Genomic DNA, 21,893 nt, shown 5'->3' with positions numbered 1-21,893 from the left:
CCGGGCTATTTCTTCACGGCATAGTCAACCGAGGCGAGCATGTGGCCCGTGTCCACAAGCTGCTTGTCGTTGCCCTTGCGGGCGATGGTGGCGGGTTTCAGGGTCGGGCCGACATAGGCGACGATCGCCGCCTGCAACTGGCCCTTGATGGCCGCTCCGGTCTGCCCCAGCGTCTTGTCCGCGTCGTAGTCGTTGGCGACGAGAAGGTTGCCAACGGCATCAGGCCATTCGGAGCTCTTGTCGGCGATCATGCCACGGAAGAACGGGCGCGGTGGCGTGTCGGCCGAGCCGAACTCATTCACCGCGGCGACCAGTGCAACGGGCGTGCCGTCCGGATAGGTGGCATCCTCCAGGAAGCCGATCTCGACGGATACGGCCTTCTGGAGGTTTCGCGATATCTCGGCAAGCTTGGCGGCGAGCTTGTCGCCGCCCGTGAGCTTGACCATAGGCTTACGCGCTGCCCTTTGCAGCCTTCGCAGCGGCGGCCGGATCGGCGGTGCCGGCGGTGGCGTCTGCGGCCGCAGGGGTGGCCGGCGCAGCTGGTGTAGCCGGTGCAGCCGGAGCTGCCGGGGTGGCCGGCGGGGTAGCTGGGGCTGCGGGCGCGGCTGGTGCCTGCGTCTCGGGCTCGACCGGCACCACGACAGGTTCTGGCGACTCGAGGCGAAGGCTGCGCTCAAGGGTCTTGATGCGGTCCTCGGCCTGCTCGCGGAAGGCGCGAAACTCGCGCTGCAACATGGCAAGAAGCTTTTCCATGACGACGTCCTTTTCTACTGGTTGGGCCACGGGTTGAAGGTGCGGCGCGGGCCTGGGATGTAGCGCATCGTCCGATAGGCGGCGGTCGCCTGCCAGAAGGCCGCGCCAAACGGCGTCTGCATGAACCAGGCGTTGTTTGGCGTCATCGGGAACTCGGCCGCGACCGAGACACTGCCTTCGCCGGCATTCGAAACGCGCCCGACGATCCCTGCCGGCGCCTGGCCGTTGGCGCCATAGGTGAGCTGGCAGACGTGGGCGACCATGAGGTTGAGCAGCGTCGTTTGCGTGTCGGCGCTGCTCACCGGACCGCTGCCATCGTTGCGGCAGTAGAGTTCGGCCACCGGCAGCGCGCCTTGGAGGACCTGTGGCTGGGTCAGCGTTGCGAACTGCGGGTAGATCGCCACGAAATTCGCGTAGCTGAAATCGACCTTGACGCCCATGGCGACCTCCCGGGCGTTGCGATGTTAGGCGGCTTCCTGCTTGTAGGTCTGGATGCCGCGCGGAAGGTTGTTCGGATCGATCGGCTCGAAGCCCGATTTCTGCGTCTCGTGCTCCTTTACGAAGCCCTCGACCATGTCGGCCGCGCCGTGCGCCCAGATCAGGTTGTTCTTGACGGCGTCGAGGTCCTTGTTCTGATCGAGCCACTTCTTGAAGAAATCGGCATCGACGTTGTAGGTCAGCGCGTAGCTGCTGCCCTGCGCCACCGGGGCCGGCTCGAGGCGACGGTCGAAGCGGCGGCTGTAGCCTTTAAGCACGACCGGCTCGCCGATCACCTGGGCGCGCTTCACCTTGCGAAAGCTGCCGCCGGCGGTCGGCTCGTTCATGTCCACCATGTCGTGGAGGCGCAGAATGAGGCCATGCGGAAGCTTGCAGGCGACGGTGATTGTTTCTGACATCGTTTTACTCCGGTTGATCAAGGGACTGGCTGCCGTCGTGCCGAGTCTTGACATCGGGCAGCCCGGGCACTAAGTTAGATTTGTTAACTTTACTCTGTTAACGTCGATTTGTTAACGAGAGAAGACTGCTGTGACCGCTTCGAAGAAGGCGGCCGGCCAACAGAATGAGGAAGATCGATGATTGGCCGACTAGAAGAAATGACGCTCATGGCGCTCGTGCGCGCCGGGCCAGCGTCCCATGCAGCGAAGGTCTACAATGTCCTTGAAGAACGTGTTCCCAACGCTCCGCAGTTTGCGTCCCTTTTCATCACTCTCAACCGCATGGCGGAAAAGGGTCTCGTCAGCGCCAAGAAAGACGACAGCGGCGGTCGCGCCAAGCGGCTTTTCACCATCACCGGAGAAGGTGAACTCGCGCTTCGCGAATGCGCCAACGCCTTCCATGCCCTGGGAGGGAACGACTTTGTCCTCGCCTGATGACGCAAAGCCTTCGGGAACTTCTTTCTCCGTACCTAAGGCCATTGATCTGATCACCAAGGTGGAACTCAAGGGCATTTATGTCGACGCAAACATTTCAGCTGCCGCTGTGAAACACTTTCTAACGAAGCGGGAAGCGGTGGATCAGGCTCGCATTGAGTTGTTGGTGCTCGATGACTACGAACGCCAAGCGGCCATGCTCGTGAAAGAGATGAAGGACAAAGCGTCCGAACCCGCACCAGCCGAACCGCCGTCGGCGTTAATGCTCTCGTTGATGATGCCCGCCGCCACCAGCGAGGATATCATCGCGAACATGCACGACCTCTACAGCGACAGCTGGGTGCCTCGCTACGGCAAGCGCCGGGCAGACTGGATTTGGCACTGGCAGGTTGTGCAGTTCATCCTCTGGCGCTGGACTTGGCCGGTGATGTCTCTGCTCGGCGCGTTGAAGTTGATCAAGCTCGGCTGAGGAACTGGAGCGGATGCCAGGTGACAATCCTGGCTCAGCACCTGTGGGACAGGTACCTCCCACGGAGCATCCGCAAACTGAAAAGGGGACCGCTGGCTGCTCACTAAGGGTGAACGGGGCCGTCCCCTGGCTCCCCTACGGGAGCACTTTGCGAGGCTGCATTTCCGCGCCTCGCTGTCCTAGGAGGACATTCGTCAAGCGCCCTTAGACGCCGACCATCTGCGAGATGCCCATCGGCTGGCGGATGATCGCGCCCCAGGTGCCGCTGGTCATCTTCTTCTTCCACGAAGACAGCGCGCGCACGATCGGGTGAGCGCGGAGCTTTTCGTTGAAAGCGCAGTAGCCGGTCTGCTGCCCTTCGATGCCGTCGGCGATTAGCTGCACCTGGTTGCCGGCCGCGATGCCGGTCGGGTTGATCGACGTCAGCGCGCCATACTGCACCGCCGAAACGACCCGAAGGCTCGGGAAGTTCTTCTTGAGCAGGTCCTCGACGTTCACATTGAACGAGTTCGTCGCAGTCATGGCGAGCTGCGATTCCGGTGCCAGAGCCAGCGTCATCTTGGTGTTCTGGTCGACCAGGCCGGCGCTCTGGGTGACGAGCTGCAACCACAGCGACTGGATGTCGGCGTAGATTTCGTTCGCCGTGGCGACGATCTGGCCGTTGTTGATCCACTTCACGCCGCCATACGCCTTCGGGGCCGGAGTGATCGGCGCAGCGAGGTTCGGATCGTTGAGCAGACCGTAGTTCTGCAGGCCCTGCACACCCTTGAAATAGGTGGTGTTCAGGAAGCGGGCGAGCACGGTCACGCCAGCGCCGTCGACCTCGCTGACCCAATTGACGCGGCCGAGGCCGGCGCGCTCGACTTCAAGCTCGCCATACTCGGAGATGACCTGGAATAGGTAGGACTGGCGCTGCGGCCAGTTCATGTTCGCGCCGGCGCGGCCGTTGTCGTTGTAGTCGCCATAGCTCGACACTTCGCCGGTCTGCTCGATGACCGGGAACATGGCGGTCTGGTCGATCCACGTGCCCTTGCGGGTCTCGCCGAAGATCTCGGCGGCCTTGGTGGGGGCAAAGAGGATGCGATAGACCTCCGGGTCCACAAGAGTGGTCAGGAACGCCGGGATGCCGCCGTTCGCCGTCGTTGCCAGAGCGGGCTGCGCATCCATCGCGAGGTGGTTGGTGCGGAAAGACTCGACGACGTAGCTGCGGGCCTCGGGAAGGTAGATGCCGGCCTGCTCGAACATCGGGCGATGCTGCGCCCATGTTGCGGCGGCCTGATTGAAGTCGTGGAATTGCATGGTGGTTCTCCTCACAGACCGCCGGCTTCACGGCCGGCGAATGGTTCGAGGTTGATGGGGAAAAGTGGGTTTAGCCCTGCGGCCAGGAGCTGATCTTCATCAGCTCGCCCGGCTGGGCGAAGGAACGCACGCGCCACTTGGTCTCGACGTTGGTGGCCGCCGTGAGCGCCGCTGCGCCGACGACGGTGTTAACGTCGACGGCATAGGTGCCAGCACCACCGGCGGGACCGGTAAGCTGCTGGGTGATCGTGGTCGTGGCGGTGATGCCCGCGCCAGTGACGGTGTCGCCGACGCCGAAGACACCAGCAACGGTGCCGCCGACGGTGAGAACGCCATAGGTGCCCGCAATCGCGGTGCCTGCGGCGACATTCTGGCCCGGGATGCTGACCGAATAGGTTCCGATGCCACCGGGCGTGCCCGACAGCTGGGATACGATCTTGGTGCCAGCGGCGACGTTGACGCCGGAGATCGTCGTTCCGGGGTAGATGGTGCCGGCGCCGACGGCCGAAACCGTGAGCACGTTGCCGACAATAGCGCCGGTGAACGCGTTCGTCGCCGCGGCGATCGAGCCGGCCGATGTGGTCGCGCCGTTCGGCGTGCCGGTCGGGGCAGCACTTGCCGTGCCGTCGGCATAGTTGGCGTAGACCTTCATGTCATACTGCGCCGGGGTGGGGCCGGAATTCTTCACCCAGAAATCGCCTTCGTTGAAGACGGTGACGGGGAAACCGGCCGGAACCAGCATCGTGGATTCCTGGAGATAGACCTCCATGAGACCCTGCTGCTCGCGGTGGATGAAGCCCGCGACCGGGCCGCTGCCGAAGGTGTTGACCACAGCCGGGGCGCTGTCCGAGTCGAGCTGGTTGAAGCTCAGCCAGGCAAAGCGGCCGATGACCGCGCCGAGCGCACCGCACACCAGCGCGCCAGCGGCGGCAAGCACCATGGTGCGGGGGTTGGCGGAAGCGAAGTCGCCCTCAACAGCCGGGGCGGGATTGTAGGCGGCCTGCGTCTGAAAGCCAGACATGGGCGATACTCCTCATGAAAAGAGCCGGCTCGCTGGCCGGCTCGAAGGGTTTCTGGGTTTAAGCCGCTCGCCTTAGAGCGACTTGACGATGTGTGTCTTGGAGGCCGGGAACATCTCGTGGAACGAGCTGACGCCGGCGGCATCCATGGCGACGCCGGCAGGCTTCTGCACCTGGTGGGAGCCCGGCAGCGGCTGGGCCTTGAGGATGGCGGGCAGCGCCGAGGCGTGAACCCCGGCGATATCCACCCCAAGCGAGGTGAGCGCGGTGCGGTAGACCGCGTCAGCGCTGTCGTGCGCCATGGCGAGCTTGCCGATGTAGGGACGAACCGCTTCTTCCGCAGTGCGGATATCGGCGGCCGTCTTCAACATCTCGGCGCGGACCTCGGTCTTGGCCTGCGTCACTGCGGCGGCGATCGCCGAGTCCATGGCCTTCTTGTCGACCTTGTCGTCGTCGTCCTTGTCCGCATCCTCGGCGGCTTTCTTCTTGGCCTCTTCCTCGGCGGCGTCTTCGGCGGCCTTTTTCTTTTTGGCCTCCTCATCGTCGTCGTCCTCGTCGTTGGCTTCCTTGACTTCGACCTCGTCGAGCGCGACCAGGACCGCCTCGAGGCCGTCGAGCTTGGCGTCAGCCGCCAGCTTGCCCTTGGCTGCCTTGCTCACCGCCTCGATGATGGCGGGCCGCTTGGCCTTGAAGTTTTCGGCCGTGACGCCGGCGAGAGCGCCGCTGACATCGATCTTCTGATCGCTGGCGAGCTTGGGCATGATGTGGGCAAGGATCGCGCCCTGGGCGACAGACGCCATGCGCGACAGCAGTGCTGTTTTCTTCATCGTGATGATCTCCATTTTGCTGTCGCCGACGACTACATCAGGCCCGGCGCGGCCTTCCTCAACCAAGGCGACGTGATTGGCGGAAATGTCCCGCATCACGCCGTCGTAGGATTCTCCAGCCAGCGTGCCGGGCGTCATGTCGGCCCGGTAGCGGTAGCTGCTCGAAAGTTCTTTCTGCCGATCGGATTCGATCAGCGCGATTGCCGCCCCATCCCAGATGCTGAGCGGCGCCATGAGGTACGGCGCATGGAACTCCACGGCGTCACCCAGCGCGCCGACAACGGCTTCGCGCGGATGGTCCCTGGCGCTGACCGGGATGTGCTTGAGCAGCAGCGGCTTGCCGACGAAAGTCGGGGCTGCTTTCGCCAGCTCGTCCGCATCGCGATAGAGGCGATAGACCCGCTCGGGATCGAGCCCGAGGGCCTCGAAATCAGGGATCTCGCGGCCGTAGTACGGGCAGATATTGGCCTTGGAGATCGGCGTCATCTCGACGCGCAGATGACCGTCCTGGTCGAACACGCGTACGCTGTTGCGATCCATGGCCAGCGCGTCGTTGACCGCAACGAGGTGGGGTCCCTCAGAAGTGGCAGGCATGTTCGATCCTCTAGGGTTAGTCAAATCTGATCACTTTTGGAAGACCTACTGCGACCGGGCGGCCTTGCGCCGGTTGACGGTCGCTTAACGAAACAAGTCGGCACTTGAAAACTGCGACAGCGCACCTGCGAGTCGATACTCTCGACTTGTTTTCGAGCAGGTGTGGACAAACCGGGAAACTTTGCACCGACGGTCTGCATTTGGGTATGTTACCAACGCGATGGCGGCTTCAGACGATGATGATCCCGAAAGACTATCGACGTTCGCCTTAAGGCGGAGGCGGGACCGATTCAGGAAGGAATTGCGCGATCTCCTAAGTATCGCCGATCCAACCGAGTTCCTTCAATTGGTTTGGTCGCTTGCGTCGCTGCACGAGGGGGAGTTCAGCCGTGCGCGCCGCTTCGGCCCAGACTTTAGTCTACCGGAGATGGAGCTAGCTAAGGAACGTTTTCGCTTTGCGCCCTGGCTCCTCGAGACTCTCGTCAACGAATACCTGACCACCTCACAGAGATCCGGCCCGCGACGGCTGAACGTCAAGAATCACAACGCTGCGAACGCACTAATCTCTAAACTCGTGGAGTTGGAGAACGCCGAGGACGGAGTTTGGTTGAAAGCGGGAAATATCCTTCACCTGGTCGGGCATTTGGCGCAGCGACAATTCCCTTGGCAGCGTGGATACGATTACTTTCTTCAACTCTATCGCTCCCTTTTTGTGTTCGATTTTCCAGATGCGCTGGCGCGGTTTGAAGAAAATGTCGGGATTTCGGTCGAGCGATTTGCGTTTTGCGGGTTCGCTCTGCGAGCTCATCTCGCGAGTCACCCTTTCGCCTCGATGAGCATCGACCTCAGCGATCTCAAAATCGGCAAGAGGGAAAGAGACATTGTATTCAAAAAGCTCTCTCTGCCGCTGCTGCAAGCCAGGACAGCGGCATCGACGTTGCGCGGGGAAGCTGGGCTCACTGGCTATAAGAAGAGTGCACTTCGCCTAAGCCCCTGCATCGTACTTCCAGGCGATACGCATCTGATTGCGCCTTTGCCGGCGCTGATAACACTGCGGATAAGCAACGGAGTATACTACGATATCGTCGGGCCCGGCGGCATCAACGAGCAAATGGGCAAGCGCTTCGAGGATTACGTCGCAATGCTCATCGATGGGTTCCTGCCTGAGATCACCACAATTCGGGAGAAGCCGTACGCGCCGAAAAAGGGCACGAACTATAGATCGTCGGATTTAGCCCTGCTTTCTGACGGCACCGTGTCGTTGCTCATCGAATGCAAGGCTAAGAGAGCTTCCCATGCGTCAAAATTCGCGGAATCTGCTGCTGAAGCCGAAGGCTTGGCTGACCTTGCCTATGGTATCTTTCAGATATGGCGTCACGTCGCCCATCGGAGGCTCGGCCATGTGGATGCCAACCTCGAATTTTCACCTGCTCTCAAAGGGGTTCTACTGACCTTGGACACATGGGCGGATATGTCCTCCACGCTACAGGCAGAGATCTTTCGGCTGGCCCACCAGATCCGGCAGGTGAAAGGAGCGGAGATCACCGATGAAGATCTCGTCCCCGTCGGATTTACGCATATTCAAGACTTTGAGGGCCTTCTCGCGACCGCGACACCTTCGTCCCTCATTCGCGCCGTTGAACTCTGGCTTCACGATCCAGAGTACAAAGGCTGGAGCCTCTGGTCGGTCCACGAAAAAAATCCAGGACGTGCGCCGATCGACGAGCGGCCGCTTTTCGACAGGTTCCCGAAGCCCTCAGGAATGAGATGGCTGATCCGTGAGGCGGCCGGGAGTAGCGCTAGAACGACAACGGAATCGCAGTTAGGCGACTAACTGGCGAATGCTTCAACAAGTTCATTTTTTGGAACGTGGCTATGTCCGACGAATTCGAAACATCTCTGAGCAGGAAGCGCGCCGCGCTGGACAGGCTAATCGCGCAGACAGGCGCGGAGGATTCCGCCCAGCTGATAGCCTTGAGGGCCGACAACGAGGTCGGATGGGAACTTGGTCACTTCGATCTTCCACCTAAGACAGACGTCTCGCAGCAGATGCGCGATGGGCTTCTCATCCGCGCCCGCAGCGACGCGTTCGCCGCGCATCAGCTAGCCGCAATGGCGTTGAATTCGGCGAACACTGCGAATGCGAAATTTGATAAAATTCTTAAGTACCATTTCCCCACGCTCGTTTTTGCCAACGTGGTGGCGCTCGTGCTCTATCGGCTGTTCTTCTGACACCGGTTGCGCCGCCTTAGTTGCCACCGGGCCAGCACCAATGCCGGGCCAGCTGGTGTCGGTCGACGAACGCGGGAGCACCAGGACATCGCCACTGCGCAACCAGCATCAGTGAGGCTGTCTGGCCCGCGCTGTCCATGGCGAACTCTTAGCCCAAGGGCTTCGAAATGCCGAGCACGCGCCGGCTCGCCGGAGCCTCAGAGGTGGCAGGCATTGTGACAGTCCTCTCAATTATGTCCTTGCCAAAGTGTATCCCATAGGATACAACTAGGCATGATCGAAGTCATCAAAACCAACGTCTTTGAAGCATGGTTCGAGAGGCTTCGTGACGGCAGAGCCAAGGCGCGCATTCTGGCGCGCATCAGCCGCGTCGAGGACGGCAATCTCGGCGATGCCAAGTTCTTCGACGGCATCGGCGAACTTCGCATCGACTATGGACCGGGCTACCGCATTTACTTTCTCAAACGCGGCGACGTCGTCGTGATACTGCTGTGCGGCGGCGACAAGGGCAGCCAGAGCCGCGACATCAAGCGCGCGCTGGACATCGCAAAGGAGGTTTAGAAATGGCTATCACGACCAGCAAATGGGACACCGCCGACTACCTCAACAGCGAAGAGGAGATCGTCGCCTTTCTTGACGCTGTCATGGAGGAAGGCGACCTCCAGTTTCTGTGCAAGGCACTCGGCCAAGTCGCCCGATCCAAGGGCATGACGGAGATCGCCAAGAAAACCGGCATGTCTCGCGAAAGCCTCTACAAGGCACTCAGCGAGGGTGGAAACCCGTCCCTTGCCACGGTCGTTTCAGTGCTCGACGCGATGGGGCTTCGCTTGTCGGTCGCCCCGCGCGAGCATGAGCGCGCGGCCTGACGATCAGCCAAAGAGGGCTGTAAGGGATCGGGCTTCGTCAGTTTGATCGTCGCTGGCGGAACCTTTGCAAGGTTAGGACCTTCTCCTCTCGAACAGTGGAGGTCCAAATGGCAAATCTCGGAAGACTGGCGGTCGCGATGCTCGGCGTTCTGGCCTACCAAAATCGCGACAAAATTGGCGAATTGATCCGCGGGGCGGGAAATCGTAATCCGAACGACCCGCAAGGCGGGATTATAGATCAGCTTTCCAAGGGCGTGTCGGGGACGGCGCTTGGCGATATCCTAGATCGATTCAGAGGTGCGGGGGCCGGCTCAAAGGTCGACTCCTGGGTAGGCACTGGGCCGAACCAACCCATCGAGCCAAATGAGGTGGAAGCGGCAATAGACGAAGACACGCTGACTTCACTCTCGATGCAGACAGGCCTTTCGCGCGAGGAACTCATCAGCAGGATCACCCGGGACTTGCCAGAGGCCGTCAACAAGATGACGCCAAATGGCGAACTGCCCCCCGAGCCAGCCGAAGGCTCCGATCCGACAACCCTGCTCGACGACGTTCCCCCAAATAGGCCGCAAGCCAAATCAACTCCAGACGATGTCTAGGATGACGGCCATATCTCAGGAAAACCCGCTGAGGCGTACAGGCTCAGCCTCTGGGACAACTGGGATGAACGTTCGGCGCGCCAAGTCAGCAAGCGTCATTGCCGAATTGGATTTGTTGGCGGCCTTGCTCGATTCCCGTTGGCGCATTCCGGGGACCTCAATTCGTTTCGGCCTCGATGCCCTGGTAGGTCTGGTGCCTGTGCTCGGAGATGCGGCGACGGGTATCGTTTCGGCTTATATCGTAATGCGAGCCCGAAGCTGCGGCGCTGGAAAGATCTTGGTCGCCAGAATGCTAGGGAATGTATTGCTGGATACGGTTGTAGGAAGCGTCCCTATTCTGGGCTCAATCTTCGACGTGTATTTCAAGGCCAACAATCGCAACATCAGGCTGCTTCGCCGCCACCTTGGTAAAGCGGACAATGGCAGCGGCCAGGCGATGCGAACTGCCTGATTGCAGCTCGGTATTCACCCAAGGAACTTTATCGGTTGATCGCACGTTTTGCGGCCGAACCAATTTCGGTTCACGCAAAGGGGAAAAAATGGAAAATCCAGGTGTCGGTTGGATAGCTGCTATCGTGATCGGCGGTATCGCCGGCTGGCTCGCCGAGATGTTCATGAAAAGCAATATGGGCGTGCTTATGAACATTGTTTTGGGGATCGTTGGCGCCATCGTCGCCAACGTCCTTCTCGGGCTGCTGGGCGTATCGTTGGCCGGTTGGCTTGGGTATCTGGTCGCAGGCTTCATAGGTGCCTGTATTTTGATTGCGGTTGCCCGCATGATTAGGCGCTGAACAACGATCGACTTTCTGCACATTCTAACTGTTGATTGAGCGCGTGACCTCGGAGGTCACGCGCGCGATTACTCCTAATAGAAGCCCTTGATGACCGGCTTGCACACACAGCGGCAACCGGGCTCCTCACCTGGCCGGATGAAGCGCTTTAGAGCGGGGTCGTACCAGCCAGTCGAAATCTTGTAGCGGACCTTCTCGCGACCAGCCTGGACGTGTGTGGGCCGAGGTTCTTTCCCGCCGCCGCTGTGGTGCCACTCGGCTTCGTCGATGCCGAGTTCGAGCTGGCGCGCCGTGTTGAAGGCCGCCGTCGCCTTGTTGTTCTGGTCGAGTGCGATGAAGGCCGCGCGCCGCTTCGTGATGCCGGAGTAGCGCTCCAGCTCCGCGACAAGCCCGGCGAGGTCTCGGCCGGTCTGCACCGACCGCATGACAGCGCCTTCGACCTGGTCGAAATACTGCGACGGTATCGACTTGATCAGCGCCACATTGGCGTGGATCGTGGCGTCGACAACGTCGCGCATCGCGGCCGTCATCCTGAATTCGACCGAGATGCCGCCATCGCGCAGGATCTTGCGAAGTGCCGCGCTCGAACGTTTCTCGACCGACAATGCGAAATAGTCGCCGAGGTGATCCGAGGCGATGTCGAAGCGCTTGGTCCATTGCGCGGCAAGCTTGCGGATCGATCGGCGCAGCGCATCCGCTGGCGTCTCGTCCTGCGCCATGCGGGGCGTATTGGCCCGGTAGGAGGCTCGGAGCCAGTAGACCACGCTATCGCTCATGGCGTCGATGAGGCGCGTCAGGCGGCCCCGGTAGGCCGCTTCAATCCCGACGTTTGGCCGGACCGGGCGCAGCACCTTTTCGTTGCGCTTGGCCGTCCGTCGGCTTTGTAGGCTGGACATCACGATCCCTCAGCGTCTCGGCGATCTCGCGATCGTCGGGCGTCTGTGCTTTGATGATTTCCCAGAGGTTGAGCGTGATCACCTGTCGGTTTTATCATGCGAGCTTGAATTTGCTACCGGCAAGGCGCGCGCCCGGCACGTCCTTGGGTAAAAAACGTACGTTGAAACCTTTTGAGGTGCGCTTCGGAAAGGAGTAAAGATCCCCATGGCCTGAGGGAGGCCGCGACAGCAATGGCCCGCTTCTTTTTTGATCTAACCGCCAATAATGAACTTTATCCCGATCCTCAGGGCACCGAGCTTGGAAGCTTGGAAGCCGCCAAATATGAGGCGGCAGGCGCGCTGCTTGAAATCGCCAAAGATCGGATGCCGAATGGCACTTTCCGCGAATTTTCCGTCAATGTCCGTGACGATACGAGAAACTCGCTGTTCGTTGTAAAAGTCACGTTACAATTTCTCACGCAAGAGCTGCTAACCGTTCCCAGCTGAGAACGGTTTTAGTTCACGCCGCGTCCTTGGTTTCATTGTCGCCGTCGAGATCCTTGACCGGCGAGCCGCCCTTCGGCACAAGGCCGTCCTCTTCCTCTTCGAGCAGCTCGGGCATGTCGTCGACGTCGATCGAAGAGAAGTCCGAGTCCGGATCGGCGGCAACGCGCTGGCGCGATTCCTCCGGCGAGATCACGCCGGTGTCGATCAGGATCTGGTCGCGCTCGGCCTTGGTCTTCTCAACCTCGGCCGCTTCCTTCTCGTTGGTCTCTTCGAGCTTTTCAAACTCGAAGCCGATGCCGTCGTCGGTCTCGCCCCAGAGCGAGATCATCACCAAGCCCAGGAGGAAGTGCAGCGGCTTGCGAAACAGCTTCTCCTGAAACGAGTGCACGTAGTCGTAGAAGACCTGAATTTCGCCCTCGGAGGAGGCGTTCAGCCCTGCCGGTTGCGTGCCGAGCAGCTTCACCAGCGGAATGTGGCTGACCGACGCCATGTGCTCCTGTGACTGCGCCTGGAGCACATCGAGGCCGGAGAGCGACGCGGAGACATTCTGGAAGTCCTCCGTGTCCTTGTCGATCATCATCAAGCCGCGATTGGACCTGACCAAATTGAACAACTCGGCGCGCTTGAAGAGCTGATCACCGCCGGCCTGCAGGGTCTCGCCGAGATTGGTGGCGAGCACGAACACCGTGAAGGCGCTGATGATGTCGTTCACCGACTGGCGCGTCTCCAGCCAGTTGTCGACATACGGCTTCACCATCTGCGACAGCGACAGGCCGCCGAACGAATAGGTCGGCTTCAACAGGTCAGGCACTTCGCGGCCGATGAGCGTGATCAGCCGAGTGGTGTGGACCATCTTGGCCTGCACATACCAGGTGTCGGGCCGGTACCAGTTCGCCTTGAGAGGATCGTTCGAGTTGTAGGACGTGGGATAACACCAGACCGCCTCGACGGTGCGCAGCGCATCGATCGGCTTCTTCGCGAACTTGGCGACGGAGAGCTTGTCCCAGCCGTCCCCGATCGGCTTTTGCAGCTCGTCCGGATTGTCCGTGTCGCCGGTGTCGATGTAGATGTGACCGCGGCCGAAGAAGCCGTCTTGCTCGGCAGCTTTGCAGAACACGTCACGCACGTTGAGGCGTTTGAACTCGGCCTCCAGCTCCGTGATCTTGTCGGCCTTGTCCTCGCCGTCACTCGAGGTGAAGCGGATCCATTTCCGCGTCATCTCGCTGGCGATGGTTTCGGAGATCACCCGGTATTCCGGGCGCTGCGCCAGCTCCGACAGATAGGCGTAGCCGAGGAACGTCAGACCCTCGGTGAAGAAGCCGTTGAGCGCGAACCCATTGGCCCACGAGTGGACGCCGCCGATGGCGCTGTCCATGGCGAGGCCGGTGTTTCCGGACGGCAGCACGCCGGCAGGATGCTGCGGCATGGTGAAGACGGACACCGGCTGCGCAGCCGTGGCCTTCTGGGCGCGCAAGGCCGACAGCATAGCGTCCGAGATGCGTGTTGGGCCACGCGTGCCAGGCGGCGTCGCGTTCGGCTGCGGCGCTGGTGCGGCATCCGCCGCCGGCTTCCGCAACATGCGGCGCGCTGCGCGAAAAAACCTTCTGATCATCGCGGCGCCGGCTGGGAGGCGCGGCGAAGCACGTCGTCGCTGATCACCATGGCCCCCTTGATGTTGAGCAGCCTCGTAAAGGCTCCGGAAGATGCGTCGACCTGGTCCATGAGTTTACCGGCCGGGAAGATGCAGAGTTCGTCGAGATAGAGTTCGTTCCATTCGCCTTCGACGATGAAGACGTTGCCGTATTCGCACTGTGCCGAGAACGGCTCGGCGCGCGTGATCTTGTCCCCGGTTTCACCCTCGGCATGGACCCGGTAGCCGGCCAGATCAGAGACATAGTCCTGGACCTGCGACTTGCCGGCTTGCCCGGGATCCTGCGGCAGGCTGATGTTGACCGTCTTGCCGTCGACCGCCGCCTGCGCCTTGATGGTCTTGCGGACCGATTTGCCTTCCTCGCGAAGGGTCACGACATGGCCGACGTAGTAGTGGCCGTCGAGATCGCGGCCGAGCTTGACGCCGGCGGTGCGTGCGCCAGTGCCGCCTCGCGTGCCGGCCAAGTCCCAATGGCGGACCCAGACCGTGCCCCTGGGCGCTTGCCTGACGAATTTGCCATCGAACCAGGAGCGCTTGAACATGCCGCCTTCGCGGGGCGCGGGGCGCTGCTGGAACTGCCCCGCCGAGGCGTAGCTGCCCATGATCTTCTTGTCGCGCTCGACGACGTGAGGCGGGAAGCGCTCGGGAAACAGCAATTCGCCGTCGACCTTGCGAGGATCCTCGAACCCGATCGAGGTGTAGCATTTGCGCTCGGGCTCGAACTCCATCGGCAGCATGAGGTGCTCATAGCCGTAGTCGTTGGCCAGGATGACGCCCGAAGGGTCGTCCTCGTGCAACCGCTGCATGATGACGATGATCGCTGACGAATCGGGATTGTTGAGACGCGTCGGCAGCGCCTCATGGAAGGTGTCGTTCGCTGTCTGGCGCTCGACCGGCGACTTCGCCATCGCGACAGAAAGCGGATCGTCGAGGAGCACGCGATCACCGCGAGAGCCGGTCATCGAGTTGAACGCCATCGCCTCGCGGAAGCCGGTCTTGTCGTTCTCGAATTTGGTCTTGGTGTTCTGGTCGCCGATCATGGTGAACTGATCGCCCCAGCGATCTCGATACCATTTGGACGTGACCAAACGTCGTGTTTTGACGTTGTCGCGGATCGCCAGCGAGTCCTTGTAGGACGTGCCCATGAACCGCAAATGCGGCATGGCGCGCGGTCCCCACTCCCAAGACGGGAAGAAGACGCCCGACAGCAACGATTTCATGGTGCCCGGAGGCACGTTCATGAGCAGCCGCAAGATCTCGCCGAGTGTCACCGCCTCGAGATGGTCGCAGATGGCATCGATGTGCCAGCCGTGCTTGTAGGGCTGCCCCGGCTCCAGGACATGCCAAGCCCGCTTGACGAACTCGGCGAGCGAGCGAGCGCATGCTCGCCGATCCAGCTCAATCCGGATTTCGTCCGGTGTTGGCGGGATGACGCCTGATATGCGCGCCATGGCTCACTTTCCGCCGGCTGTGCTCTCCCGCTTTTCTGCGGCGCGCAGCAGGATTTCCAGTTCCTCGTCTGACATGTTGGCGAGATCGGGCTTTTGCCGCGTCTCCACCGGACCGCCGTTCTTGCCCGTCTGTTCGATGCGGCGCACATAGCCCCGGTCCTTGCCTTTCAGCTCCAGGTACCAGCGCACGGTCTGCAAATCGCCAGAGCGGAGCGCGATCACCACCTGCCCCTCGGCGACGTCGAGCAGCTCGTCGGCAATCTCGGAATCGGCCTCCTGGATTTCAGGATGCTCGTTCAGGAAGGCGTAGAGCGTGGTGCGCCCGACGTTCAGCCGCTCGGCCGCGACGGTCTTGATGCCACCGCACTGGCGCAGCATCGCAATGACTCGCGGCACGTCGCGGGCAGTGAGCTTCGGCGATGCGCCGCCCTTGCTGGGCTCTTCCGCCTTCGCCTGTGATGCCGGCTCAGGCTTGGGAGCAGGCTGGGCAGCAGGCTTCGGCTCAACAGGGGGCTTTGCCTTGCTGGCCGGTTTCTTCTTGCCCCGCGCCGGCTTTTTTTTCGGCCCCGCTTCCGGCTTCGATTTGGCCGGTACAGCCTTGGGCTTTGCGGTCGGCTCCTTCACGCTCGACTTGGTCTTGATCACCGGACCACTCGCGCGTGTGAGTGTTCGCATTGTTCGGGATGGCCCTTTTTTTCGCTCCCCAAATCCCACCCCATGTAGACCGGGCCGAGAGGGGACGAGATGACTGCGAAACCATCCTGCAAAGCCTTGCCGGGCTTGGCGTTGGTCAACCAGCGCAAATGCGCAAACTGACCGAGAATGCTTGCTGTTGCGACCATGCTAACCACCGACACTGCGTTACACACACACGAATGCATGCCGATCACACGAACAGGACGCGTGCGAGACACACGAGGAAGCCGAACGCGAACAGTGCGCCGACGATGATTGCGGGCGTGGCGGAAGCGGGCGCGGCCGGCGTTGCGCTGGGCTCGGAGAACGCGCCGCGCAGATTGGGAAGCTCATGCCGCATCAGGTTTGTCCTCCGCTTCGGCTTCGAGTTGATCGAGCCGCTCGCCGGCCAGGCGCGCCATGGCTGCGAGAGCAATGCCCGAGTTGACGATGTTGAGCCCCTGCTTGGTGCGCACGATGGTGTCGAAGAAGTCGTCGAACCTCGACTGCGGGGCGGCATGAATGCGGAAGCGCTTCGCCCTTTTGGCGATGGCGTCCATCTCGACCTCGAACTGCACGCGGTCCTCGGGGAGGAAGGCGAACAGCAGCTCGTCGTATTTGATGTTGGCGCCGCCGAGTGCAGCAGCGCCTGGTCCCTTGTCGCCCGAGAGCACGCTGTCATCGAGACCGGAGAACTTCTTCGCATCGATGTCGAGTGAGGCGTAGAGCTGGGCCAGCAGCGACTGGTCGTCTTCGCCGTTGATCGAGTTGTGGCTGAGCTGGATCGCGACCTTGCGCTTTTCGCTCAGATGCGAGGTGATCACGAGCGCGTCGACCAGCGGCAAGCCGGCCTCAATCGCGGCGGCGGTGCGGTGATGTCCAGACAGGATCTCGAGAGAGCCGTCCTTGTCCTGGCACACCAGGACCGTTGTGGTCAGTCGGCCGTCGATTTTGACGTTCTCGACAAGGCGCTTGAACATGGCAGGCGCCATGTAGTGCGCGTTCTTCTCGCGGCGCCGGAGCGCTTTCGGATCAACCTGCCGCGCCTCGACGTCGAGAGACTTCCAGTCAACGGTTGAAGTGCTTGCCATACCACCACTCGAACGCTTGTTGCGGCGTCTCATCGATGCGGGCGCCGACGTAATGCAGTCTGAATTTGCCTTCCGGCCCGTCGATCTCTTCGCGCTTGGTCTGCTCGAAGATGCCGCGATATTTCATCGAGACCGGATGCTCCGAGAACGCTGACGTTTGCACCTTGTTGAAGCGGTCGACGAAGCGCTTGCCCATATCGCGCAGGATCTCGCCGTTGCAGGCGAGCCTGGTGACAAGCTTCGACAGCCTGCCCTCACGCGAGATCGAGAAATCCGACAGCAGGTAGATCGACTGGCGCGCGAATTTGTCGAGGTTGTAGATCAGGCCGCCGACCAGCATGTCGTCGACGCGCACCAGGTAGTTGACCATGCCGGGCGTGTGGGTGATGCCCTTTTTCAGGTAGACGTCCTTGAGGAACGTCATCTGGGCGGCATCGGCCCGAGCGATCGTCACCACCGAATCCGGCTTGATCTTCTCGACGTCGATCGGCTTGTAGCGGAAGGGAGCCGAGCGCGGCACGAGCTGCAGGAAGGACGACTTGCCAGTCGACACGTAGCAGTAGTGCGGGTGGCCCCGGCCGGAGACGAACTCCAGCTCCGGTTTCAGATCGTCGTAAATCTGGTCCGAGAGGATGCAGTAGGGGACGCCAGCCTGCCGCACGCGCTCGATGAGACCGCGCAGCGCCTTGGGGTCGAACAGCTCATATCGGGGAGCGTCCCATTTGATGTTCTCGGCCAGAAACTCGAACATCTTTTCGTAGCCGCCCTTGTAGAACGGCGGGTAGGAGAAGATCGCGGCCTTTCGCTCGATCGCCTCGTCCAGATGCTCGATCCAGTCGCGCGGCGAATAGCTCTTGATCGGTATCATCCCCGGCAGCTTGCGGACCTTTTCCAAGGTGCGCTCGACATAGCCGGCGAAGTTCGCAACCAGGTGGTTGCGGTGGCTGGTCTTGTAGACGTTGGCCTTGCCACCAGCGAAGCGGCCGAGATTGAAGGCGACGGCCAGCGCTGCGAGGCGCTGATCAGGTTCCCTGAAATCGAACTCGTTCACGAAGTCGAGCGCGCCGTGGAATTCGTAGTCGATCGGCTTGCCCAGCACATAGCCGGCAATCGCCGAGGAGTAGAGGCTGACGTCGTTGGAGTGCATCTCGACGCCGGGGAAAGTGGCCAGCGTGATCTGCTCGAACCGGAACGTCCCGGAACAGCAGTTGTAGACGCGGCCCCACTTGTCGACCTCAGACACGCGAAGGATCTGCGCGATGCATTCCTTCGGCACAACACCCTGAAACATACGTCCGAAACCCCGATTTTTTTCTTGCAATAGGGGTGTAACCGCATAAGTTCACCTTGTAACCAAATCGGTTACATCACTTCTGCGAAGGACACCCGCCATGAGCTTGGTCGCAATCACCGAAGGGCTTCACAAGAAATCCGGGTTCACCGGACCTCGCCTCCAGGCCGTCACGTTCGCGACGGCTCTTGCCATGGCCGACTATGCCGGCTCCGAGCATCAGGATTACTTCCGTCGCCGCTTCCGCCAGACCTTGGAAACGCTGGAGAGTGAAGGCGTCAGCGACGTCGTCGGCTTCATCGCCGGCCAGCTCGGCATCAAGCCGGGACCGATGGAAAACGCCATCTGATTTGGGGGAGCAGCCCGACGCACACAGAAGAATCAGGCTGCATGTTTTTTGCCTCGCCCCCCCGGCTTCTGTCAATAGACTTTCTGCAACCATTTTGACACCACCCCTACCACGGAGACCAAAGACCATGGCCAGCTACCTATCGCCAACGGGCAGCCCGATCACCGGAACCCTGGAGCGCCTCACCGGGCGTGCGCACCTCCTCGATATCGATCCGGAGACCGGCGAGCCCGAACACTCGGGCGGCACCGAAATCTTCTGGAACGACCAGGAGACGGCCAAGCGCGACGGCAAAATCGTGTTCCTCGACGAGGACGGCGCCGAGTGGACTTTCGACCAGCTCGTTCGCGAAGACGCGGATGAGGAAGACGAGGAGGCCGCGTGATGGCTCGCTACCTCATCACATGGGAGATCGACTACGAAGGCGAAGGCGATGCCGAAGCCGCTGCCCGCTGGGCGTGGGATATCCTGCGCAAGCCGCACTCCACCGCCAACGTCTTCACGATGATCGACGAAGCCGGGAACGAAACCAAGCTCGACCTGGCCGAGATCGACGAAGAGCGGCTTGAGACGTCCATCACCAGCGTCGGCGACGTGCTGCGCAGACTGACCGGGGAGCCCGTCGATGCCCATCGGTAGTCATCATTCCGCTGCGGCCGGCACCGACGTCTGGCTGACACCTCCCGCGATCCTGGCCGCGCTCGGCGGTGCCGAAAGCTTCGACCTCGATCCCTGCGCGCCGCTCGATCGGCCGTGGGACATGGCGCGCCAGCACTACACCATGGCCGACAACGGTCTGGCCCGGTCCTACACGGCCGCCTGTGGCTCAACCCGCCATCCCGCTAGCCCACATTATGAGAGTATTGCTAGCTATTCGCTTTGCAGATGATAACGTTGATCTATCGAGCAGCAATCTAGCCGGAGGAAAAGCGGCATGAAGCGTTCCTGGGCATGGTTGGGAGCCAACGTCAATCAGCTAACGTCTATCGCAGCCGCCGTCGGGGTGGTTGTGGCGGCAGTCGGATTTGGGATCACTTGGTATCAACTGGCCGCGACAACTGCGGCGCTAAAAGCTGCGAATACCTACACCATTCAAAATGATGGTCGGGAATTGCTCGATACTTTAGAGCAGCGCGGCTTTGTTCGCGATCTGGTCACGGGCAAACTGACACCCGAAAATGAAAAGAGCGCCAAATTCGATCTCTGGAAGATGTTTAATTTCTATCTCTCCGTTTATCGTCAGTCGAAAGCTGATGGCATAACCGACGAATTCCGAACATCCTTTATCGCGGACTACTGCGGGTTTGTCGCTCTCCCAGCTGTCGACACCGCATGGAAAAAGATGGTGGCTGACAAGTCCTTGAATGAGGAGCAAGCCAAAATGAGGGGACAATGGTGTGCATAAAAACAAGCTGATTTTCATGCTGACCGCGGGGCTGCTGTGCTGCTCCTCAGCCCACGCCGCCGAATTTGGAAACATCTTTGGCAGCCCTGAGACTGAACAGGCGTCCCGGGCGGCGAGCGCAACCGCCCTTGAGGCGATTTCAGAACTGATGAAAGGCCTCCAGGCCCGCGAACTGCGGAGCAGCGACGGCAGTGAGTCATTCCAGGCTGCGGCTCAGGCGTTCGGGAATGCAGCGGACAAGATGGACAAAATACTCCTCGACATCCCTGACAACCCATTATCCGACGCCCAGATCGCAAGCCTGAAGTCACGGTTCATACCCGGCACAGAAGCCTATGCATTTGTACAAGGGTCGAAGTCGGTACGAGACCTCTATCAGGGGTTCGCCCGCAAGACGCGGCAACTCGGGTCCATGGTGGCCGGCTTGGCCGGACGCTCAAATGCCTTCGCTGCTATTTCTCCGGTGTTGATTGAGTACTTTGCGCTCGCCGATGGGATCGTCGCTGCTCGGGCCAGCTGATGTCTTGGACCGCAAAAGCCGTTGAATCGCGTCCGCTTCGGGGCCGGATGACTTGCGGCACGGCATAGCGATCGGAGGTGGCGAGGCGGAATTCTAGCGGTCATCCTTCCGGGCTTCGCGAAGACAAAGGCCGGTCGCCCCCCGGAAGCATCGCATGCCGGCTTCCGCAGCCCGTCTCGTGGGGCGGGACGGGCTGTTCGAGCTGTATCATTGGGTGGCGCGAGGCTTAGGTGGCGTCTTCGGTCACCATTTCCAAGAATCTGATCTTGTTAGTGTCAAAGGTAGCCGTTTCGCCGTCGAAGGGCTCGTGGCCGGTTCGGAAGATTTCTCGGATGCCGGACGTATAGCGAGCGTGGCCACCCGTTGGGAGGCCGTAGTAAACACAATAGGCCACCATCGGTCGAATACGGCTTTCGTCGTCTTCGGCTATCCCGTGCAGGATGTCATCCCTGGTTACGGTGAGAGTCCACTTTTTAGAGCGGGGAACGGCGGGGAACAATGTTTCTCCAAACATATTCACGACCATACTCTTGGCCATGCCTTCCATTTTGTTTCTCCACTCGATTGCCTTCTGAGTGCAAACAAAAAATTCGACGTAAGGTTCGGCTCTGATGGCCGGCGACCGCCCATGATTAGTAATCGTCATCGCCAATTTGATGCTGCAGTTATCGGCGGTGAAAACCAAAGGGCCGACGATGTCGAGATCGACCCCCACCCATGGCCGATCATTCAAGATCATGGTGCGTTCGGCGACTTCGGCGGATCTACCAGCGGCTTTGGCAGCGTCTTCCGCAACCTTGATAGAGGCCTTCATGTCGATGGATTGCTGCGCAGCGTTTTTCTCAATCACTTTCATCTGCTTTTCGCCCGCCAGCCAGAGCTTGTTGGTGGAGCGCCAAAGCAGGCCGGTGAATACGCAAAGGACAAAGGTGAAGAAGGCCACAGACCAGTCCGGCGCGTGTTCAATAAGGCTTTCGCTCCAATCTTTTTTGCCGCCGCCTTGCTCGCCAACGTCGGACCTCTCGTCGGCGACAACCTGCCTAAGCTCCGGCGCGACAACTGGGGCGCTTTCTTTTGGACCTTGGTTTTCAGTAGCAGTTAGTTGCGGGGGTCGGCTGTGCTGATCTGGTTGGGCCTCCTGTGACCAAGAAACGCCTCCACAAAGCGACAGACATGCCAGCACCACAAAAGGCGACCAGTGGAAGCAAGGCCTGCGGATGGTCATGACGCAAAAGCGGATGAGAGCCGCGCCCAATGTA

Annotated in this window: 31 protein-coding genes; 16 read left to right on the top strand and 15 right to left on the bottom strand. The window is 60.8% G+C overall.

The window, feature by feature from the left end:
- Positions 1 to 5 precede the first annotated feature (5 nt).
- The 4 genes from EOB80_RS17225 to EOB80_RS17210 are packed head-to-tail and all read right to left on the bottom strand — an operon-like array spanning position 6 to position 1,649.
- Positions 6 to 446: a hypothetical protein gene (locus tag EOB80_RS17225; RefSeq protein WP_127328725.1), complete on the bottom strand. Its 441-nt coding sequence runs from the start codon at positions 444 to 446 to the stop codon at positions 6 to 8.
- A gap of 4 nt (positions 447 to 450) precedes the next feature.
- Positions 451 to 753 (bottom strand): hypothetical protein, encoded by a 303-nt coding sequence (locus tag EOB80_RS34560; protein ID WP_164762645.1) that lies wholly within the window; start codon positions 751 to 753, stop codon positions 451 to 453.
- A 14-nt stretch (positions 754 to 767) separates the two neighbouring features.
- Entirely contained in the window at positions 768 to 1,193 is a 426-nt protein-coding gene (locus EOB80_RS17215) for a DUF4054 domain-containing protein (RefSeq protein ID WP_127328724.1), read from the bottom strand.
- A 24-nt stretch (positions 1,194 to 1,217) separates the two neighbouring features.
- The gene (locus EOB80_RS17210; protein WP_127328723.1) at positions 1,218 to 1,649 is read right to left on the bottom strand and encodes a hypothetical protein; all 432 of its coding nucleotides are present in this window, start codon (positions 1,647 to 1,649) and stop codon (positions 1,218 to 1,220) included.
- 207 nt (positions 1,650 to 1,856) lie between these two features.
- Here EOB80_RS17210 and EOB80_RS17205 point away from each other — a divergent pair, with 207 nt between their 5' ends.
- Both EOB80_RS17205 and EOB80_RS17200 read left to right on the top strand, forming a co-directional pair.
- Complete coding sequence (locus EOB80_RS17205; protein ID WP_127328722.1) at positions 1,857 to 2,123, top strand: helix-turn-helix transcriptional regulator; 267 nt, start codon at positions 1,857 to 1,859, stop codon at positions 2,121 to 2,123.
- The gene (locus EOB80_RS17200) at positions 2,110 to 2,592 is read left to right on the top strand and encodes a hypothetical protein (RefSeq protein ID WP_127328721.1); all 483 of its coding nucleotides are present in this window, start codon (positions 2,110 to 2,112) and stop codon (positions 2,590 to 2,592) included. The genes EOB80_RS17205 and EOB80_RS17200 overlap by 14 nt, the downstream gene beginning before the upstream one ends.
- A gap of 204 nt (positions 2,593 to 2,796) precedes the next feature.
- Here the strand turns inward: EOB80_RS17200 and EOB80_RS17195 are convergent, their stop codons facing one another.
- The 3 genes from EOB80_RS17195 to EOB80_RS17185 all read right to left on the bottom strand — a co-directional run bounded on the left by EOB80_RS17195 (position 2,797) and on the right by EOB80_RS17185 (position 6,331).
- The gene (locus EOB80_RS17195; RefSeq protein WP_206516816.1) at positions 2,797 to 3,891 is read right to left on the bottom strand and encodes a hypothetical protein; all 1,095 of its coding nucleotides are present in this window, start codon (positions 3,889 to 3,891) and stop codon (positions 2,797 to 2,799) included.
- Positions 3,892 to 3,961: 70 nt separating this feature from the next.
- Entirely contained in the window at positions 3,962 to 4,912 is a 951-nt protein-coding gene (locus tag EOB80_RS17190; RefSeq protein ID WP_127328720.1) for a hypothetical protein, read from the bottom strand.
- 72 nt (positions 4,913 to 4,984) lie between these two features.
- On the bottom strand, positions 4,985 to 6,331 hold the full coding sequence (locus EOB80_RS17185) for a DUF2213 domain-containing protein (protein WP_127328719.1): 1,347 nt from the start codon (positions 6,329 to 6,331) through the stop codon (positions 4,985 to 4,987).
- 301 nt (positions 6,332 to 6,632) lie between these two features.
- Between EOB80_RS17185 and EOB80_RS17180 the strand changes: the two genes are divergently transcribed.
- The 7 genes from EOB80_RS17180 (at position 6,633) to EOB80_RS17150 (ending at position 10,819) form a co-directional block, all read left to right on the top strand.
- Positions 6,633 to 8,165 (top strand): hypothetical protein, encoded by a 1,533-nt coding sequence (locus tag EOB80_RS17180; RefSeq protein WP_127328718.1) that lies wholly within the window; start codon positions 6,633 to 6,635, stop codon positions 8,163 to 8,165.
- A 41-nt stretch (positions 8,166 to 8,206) separates the two neighbouring features.
- Positions 8,207 to 8,563: a hypothetical protein gene (locus tag EOB80_RS17175; protein ID WP_127328717.1), complete on the top strand. Its 357-nt coding sequence runs from the start codon at positions 8,207 to 8,209 to the stop codon at positions 8,561 to 8,563.
- Positions 8,564 to 8,836: 273 nt separating this feature from the next.
- A complete protein-coding gene (locus EOB80_RS17170; protein ID WP_127328716.1) occupies positions 8,837 to 9,124 on the top strand; it encodes a type II toxin-antitoxin system RelE/ParE family toxin in 288 nt (95 codons plus the stop codon).
- A 2-nt stretch (positions 9,125 to 9,126) separates the two neighbouring features.
- A complete protein-coding gene (locus tag EOB80_RS17165) occupies positions 9,127 to 9,429 on the top strand; it encodes an addiction module antidote protein (RefSeq protein ID WP_127328715.1) in 303 nt (100 codons plus the stop codon).
- Between the two features lie 107 nt (positions 9,430 to 9,536).
- Positions 9,537 to 10,028, top strand: coding sequence for a YidB family protein (locus EOB80_RS17160; protein ID WP_064993495.1), 492 nt, complete (start codon positions 9,537 to 9,539; stop codon positions 10,026 to 10,028).
- A gap of 64 nt (positions 10,029 to 10,092) precedes the next feature.
- On the top strand, positions 10,093 to 10,479 hold the full coding sequence (locus EOB80_RS17155) for a DUF4112 domain-containing protein (protein ID WP_245466369.1): 387 nt from the start codon (positions 10,093 to 10,095) through the stop codon (positions 10,477 to 10,479).
- Positions 10,480 to 10,567: 88 nt separating this feature from the next.
- Entirely contained in the window at positions 10,568 to 10,819 is a 252-nt protein-coding gene (locus tag EOB80_RS17150; RefSeq protein ID WP_127328713.1) for a GlsB/YeaQ/YmgE family stress response membrane protein, read from the top strand.
- Positions 10,820 to 10,893: 74 nt separating this feature from the next.
- On the opposite strand, the gene EOB80_RS17145 is transcribed toward EOB80_RS17150, so the two are convergent.
- Entirely contained in the window at positions 10,894 to 11,715 is an 822-nt protein-coding gene (locus tag EOB80_RS17145; protein ID WP_206516815.1) for a phage minor head protein, read from the bottom strand.
- A gap of 231 nt (positions 11,716 to 11,946) precedes the next feature.
- On the opposite strand from EOB80_RS17145, the gene EOB80_RS17140 reads away from it, so the two are divergent.
- Positions 11,947 to 12,201: a hypothetical protein gene (locus EOB80_RS17140; RefSeq protein ID WP_127328712.1), complete on the top strand. Its 255-nt coding sequence runs from the start codon at positions 11,947 to 11,949 to the stop codon at positions 12,199 to 12,201.
- A gap of 13 nt (positions 12,202 to 12,214) precedes the next feature.
- Here EOB80_RS17140 and EOB80_RS17135 read toward each other — a convergent pair whose 3' ends face one another.
- From EOB80_RS17135 to EOB80_RS17115, 6 genes are all read right to left on the bottom strand, one after another.
- Positions 12,215 to 13,780, bottom strand: coding sequence for a DUF1073 domain-containing protein (locus EOB80_RS17135; RefSeq protein WP_164762644.1), 1,566 nt, complete (start codon positions 13,778 to 13,780; stop codon positions 12,215 to 12,217).
- Positions 13,781 to 13,809: 29 nt separating this feature from the next.
- Positions 13,810 to 15,303: a phage terminase large subunit gene (terL, locus tag EOB80_RS17130; protein WP_127328710.1), complete on the bottom strand. Its 1,494-nt coding sequence runs from the start codon at positions 15,301 to 15,303 to the stop codon at positions 13,810 to 13,812.
- Between the two features lie 3 nt (positions 15,304 to 15,306).
- A complete protein-coding gene (locus tag EOB80_RS17125; RefSeq protein ID WP_164762643.1) occupies positions 15,307 to 15,948 on the bottom strand; it encodes a helix-turn-helix domain-containing protein in 642 nt (213 codons plus the stop codon).
- A 241-nt stretch (positions 15,949 to 16,189) separates the two neighbouring features.
- On the bottom strand, positions 16,190 to 16,339 hold the full coding sequence (locus EOB80_RS34555) for a hypothetical protein (protein WP_164762642.1): 150 nt from the start codon (positions 16,337 to 16,339) through the stop codon (positions 16,190 to 16,192).
- A complete protein-coding gene (locus EOB80_RS17120) occupies positions 16,329 to 17,069 on the bottom strand; it encodes a ParB/RepB/Spo0J family partition protein (protein WP_050596290.1) in 741 nt (246 codons plus the stop codon). The genes EOB80_RS34555 and EOB80_RS17120 overlap by 11 nt, the downstream gene beginning before the upstream one ends.
- Positions 17,047 to 18,312, bottom strand: a complete 1,266-nt coding sequence (locus tag EOB80_RS17115; protein WP_127328708.1) for a hypothetical protein — start codon at positions 18,310 to 18,312, stop codon at positions 17,047 to 17,049. Before EOB80_RS17115 ends, EOB80_RS17120 begins: the two co-directional genes overlap by 23 nt.
- A gap of 148 nt (positions 18,313 to 18,460) precedes the next feature.
- Here EOB80_RS17115 and EOB80_RS17110 point away from each other — a divergent pair, with 148 nt between their 5' ends.
- The 6 genes from EOB80_RS17110 to EOB80_RS17085 all read left to right on the top strand — a co-directional run bounded on the left by EOB80_RS17110 (position 18,461) and on the right by EOB80_RS17085 (position 20,634).
- Positions 18,461 to 18,709, top strand: a complete 249-nt coding sequence (locus EOB80_RS17110; protein WP_127328707.1) for a hypothetical protein — start codon at positions 18,461 to 18,463, stop codon at positions 18,707 to 18,709.
- 127 nt (positions 18,710 to 18,836) lie between these two features.
- Positions 18,837 to 19,094 carry a hypothetical protein gene (locus EOB80_RS17105; protein WP_127328706.1) on the top strand — a complete coding sequence of 86 codons (258 nt, stop codon included), beginning with the start codon at positions 18,837 to 18,839 and terminating at the stop codon, positions 19,092 to 19,094.
- Complete coding sequence (locus EOB80_RS17100) at positions 19,094 to 19,348, top strand: hypothetical protein (RefSeq protein WP_127328705.1); 255 nt, start codon at positions 19,094 to 19,096, stop codon at positions 19,346 to 19,348. Before EOB80_RS17105 ends, EOB80_RS17100 begins: the two co-directional genes overlap by 1 nt.
- Entirely contained in the window at positions 19,335 to 19,598 is a 264-nt protein-coding gene (locus EOB80_RS17095; protein WP_206516814.1) for a hypothetical protein, read from the top strand. Before EOB80_RS17100 ends, EOB80_RS17095 begins: the two co-directional genes overlap by 14 nt.
- Positions 19,599 to 19,643: 45 nt before the next feature.
- Positions 19,644 to 20,114 (top strand): hypothetical protein, encoded by a 471-nt coding sequence (locus EOB80_RS17090; protein WP_127328704.1) that lies wholly within the window; start codon positions 19,644 to 19,646, stop codon positions 20,112 to 20,114.
- On the top strand, positions 20,107 to 20,634 hold the full coding sequence (locus tag EOB80_RS17085) for a hypothetical protein (RefSeq protein WP_127328703.1): 528 nt from the start codon (positions 20,107 to 20,109) through the stop codon (positions 20,632 to 20,634). The genes EOB80_RS17090 and EOB80_RS17085 overlap by 8 nt, the downstream gene beginning before the upstream one ends.
- A gap of 226 nt (positions 20,635 to 20,860) precedes the next feature.
- Here EOB80_RS17085 and EOB80_RS17080 read toward each other — a convergent pair whose 3' ends face one another.
- Positions 20,861 to 21,859, bottom strand: coding sequence for a hypothetical protein (locus EOB80_RS17080; RefSeq protein ID WP_127328702.1), 999 nt, complete (start codon positions 21,857 to 21,859; stop codon positions 20,861 to 20,863).
- Positions 21,860 to 21,893 lie beyond the last annotated feature (34 nt).

This window comes from Mesorhizobium sp. M7A.F.Ca.MR.245.00.0.0 (assembly GCF_003997415.1).
GTDB lineage: Bacteria > Pseudomonadota > Alphaproteobacteria > Rhizobiales > Rhizobiaceae > Mesorhizobium.
The sequence above is the reverse complement of the archived record's forward strand: the minus strand, read 5'-3'. Positions and strand labels throughout refer to the sequence as shown.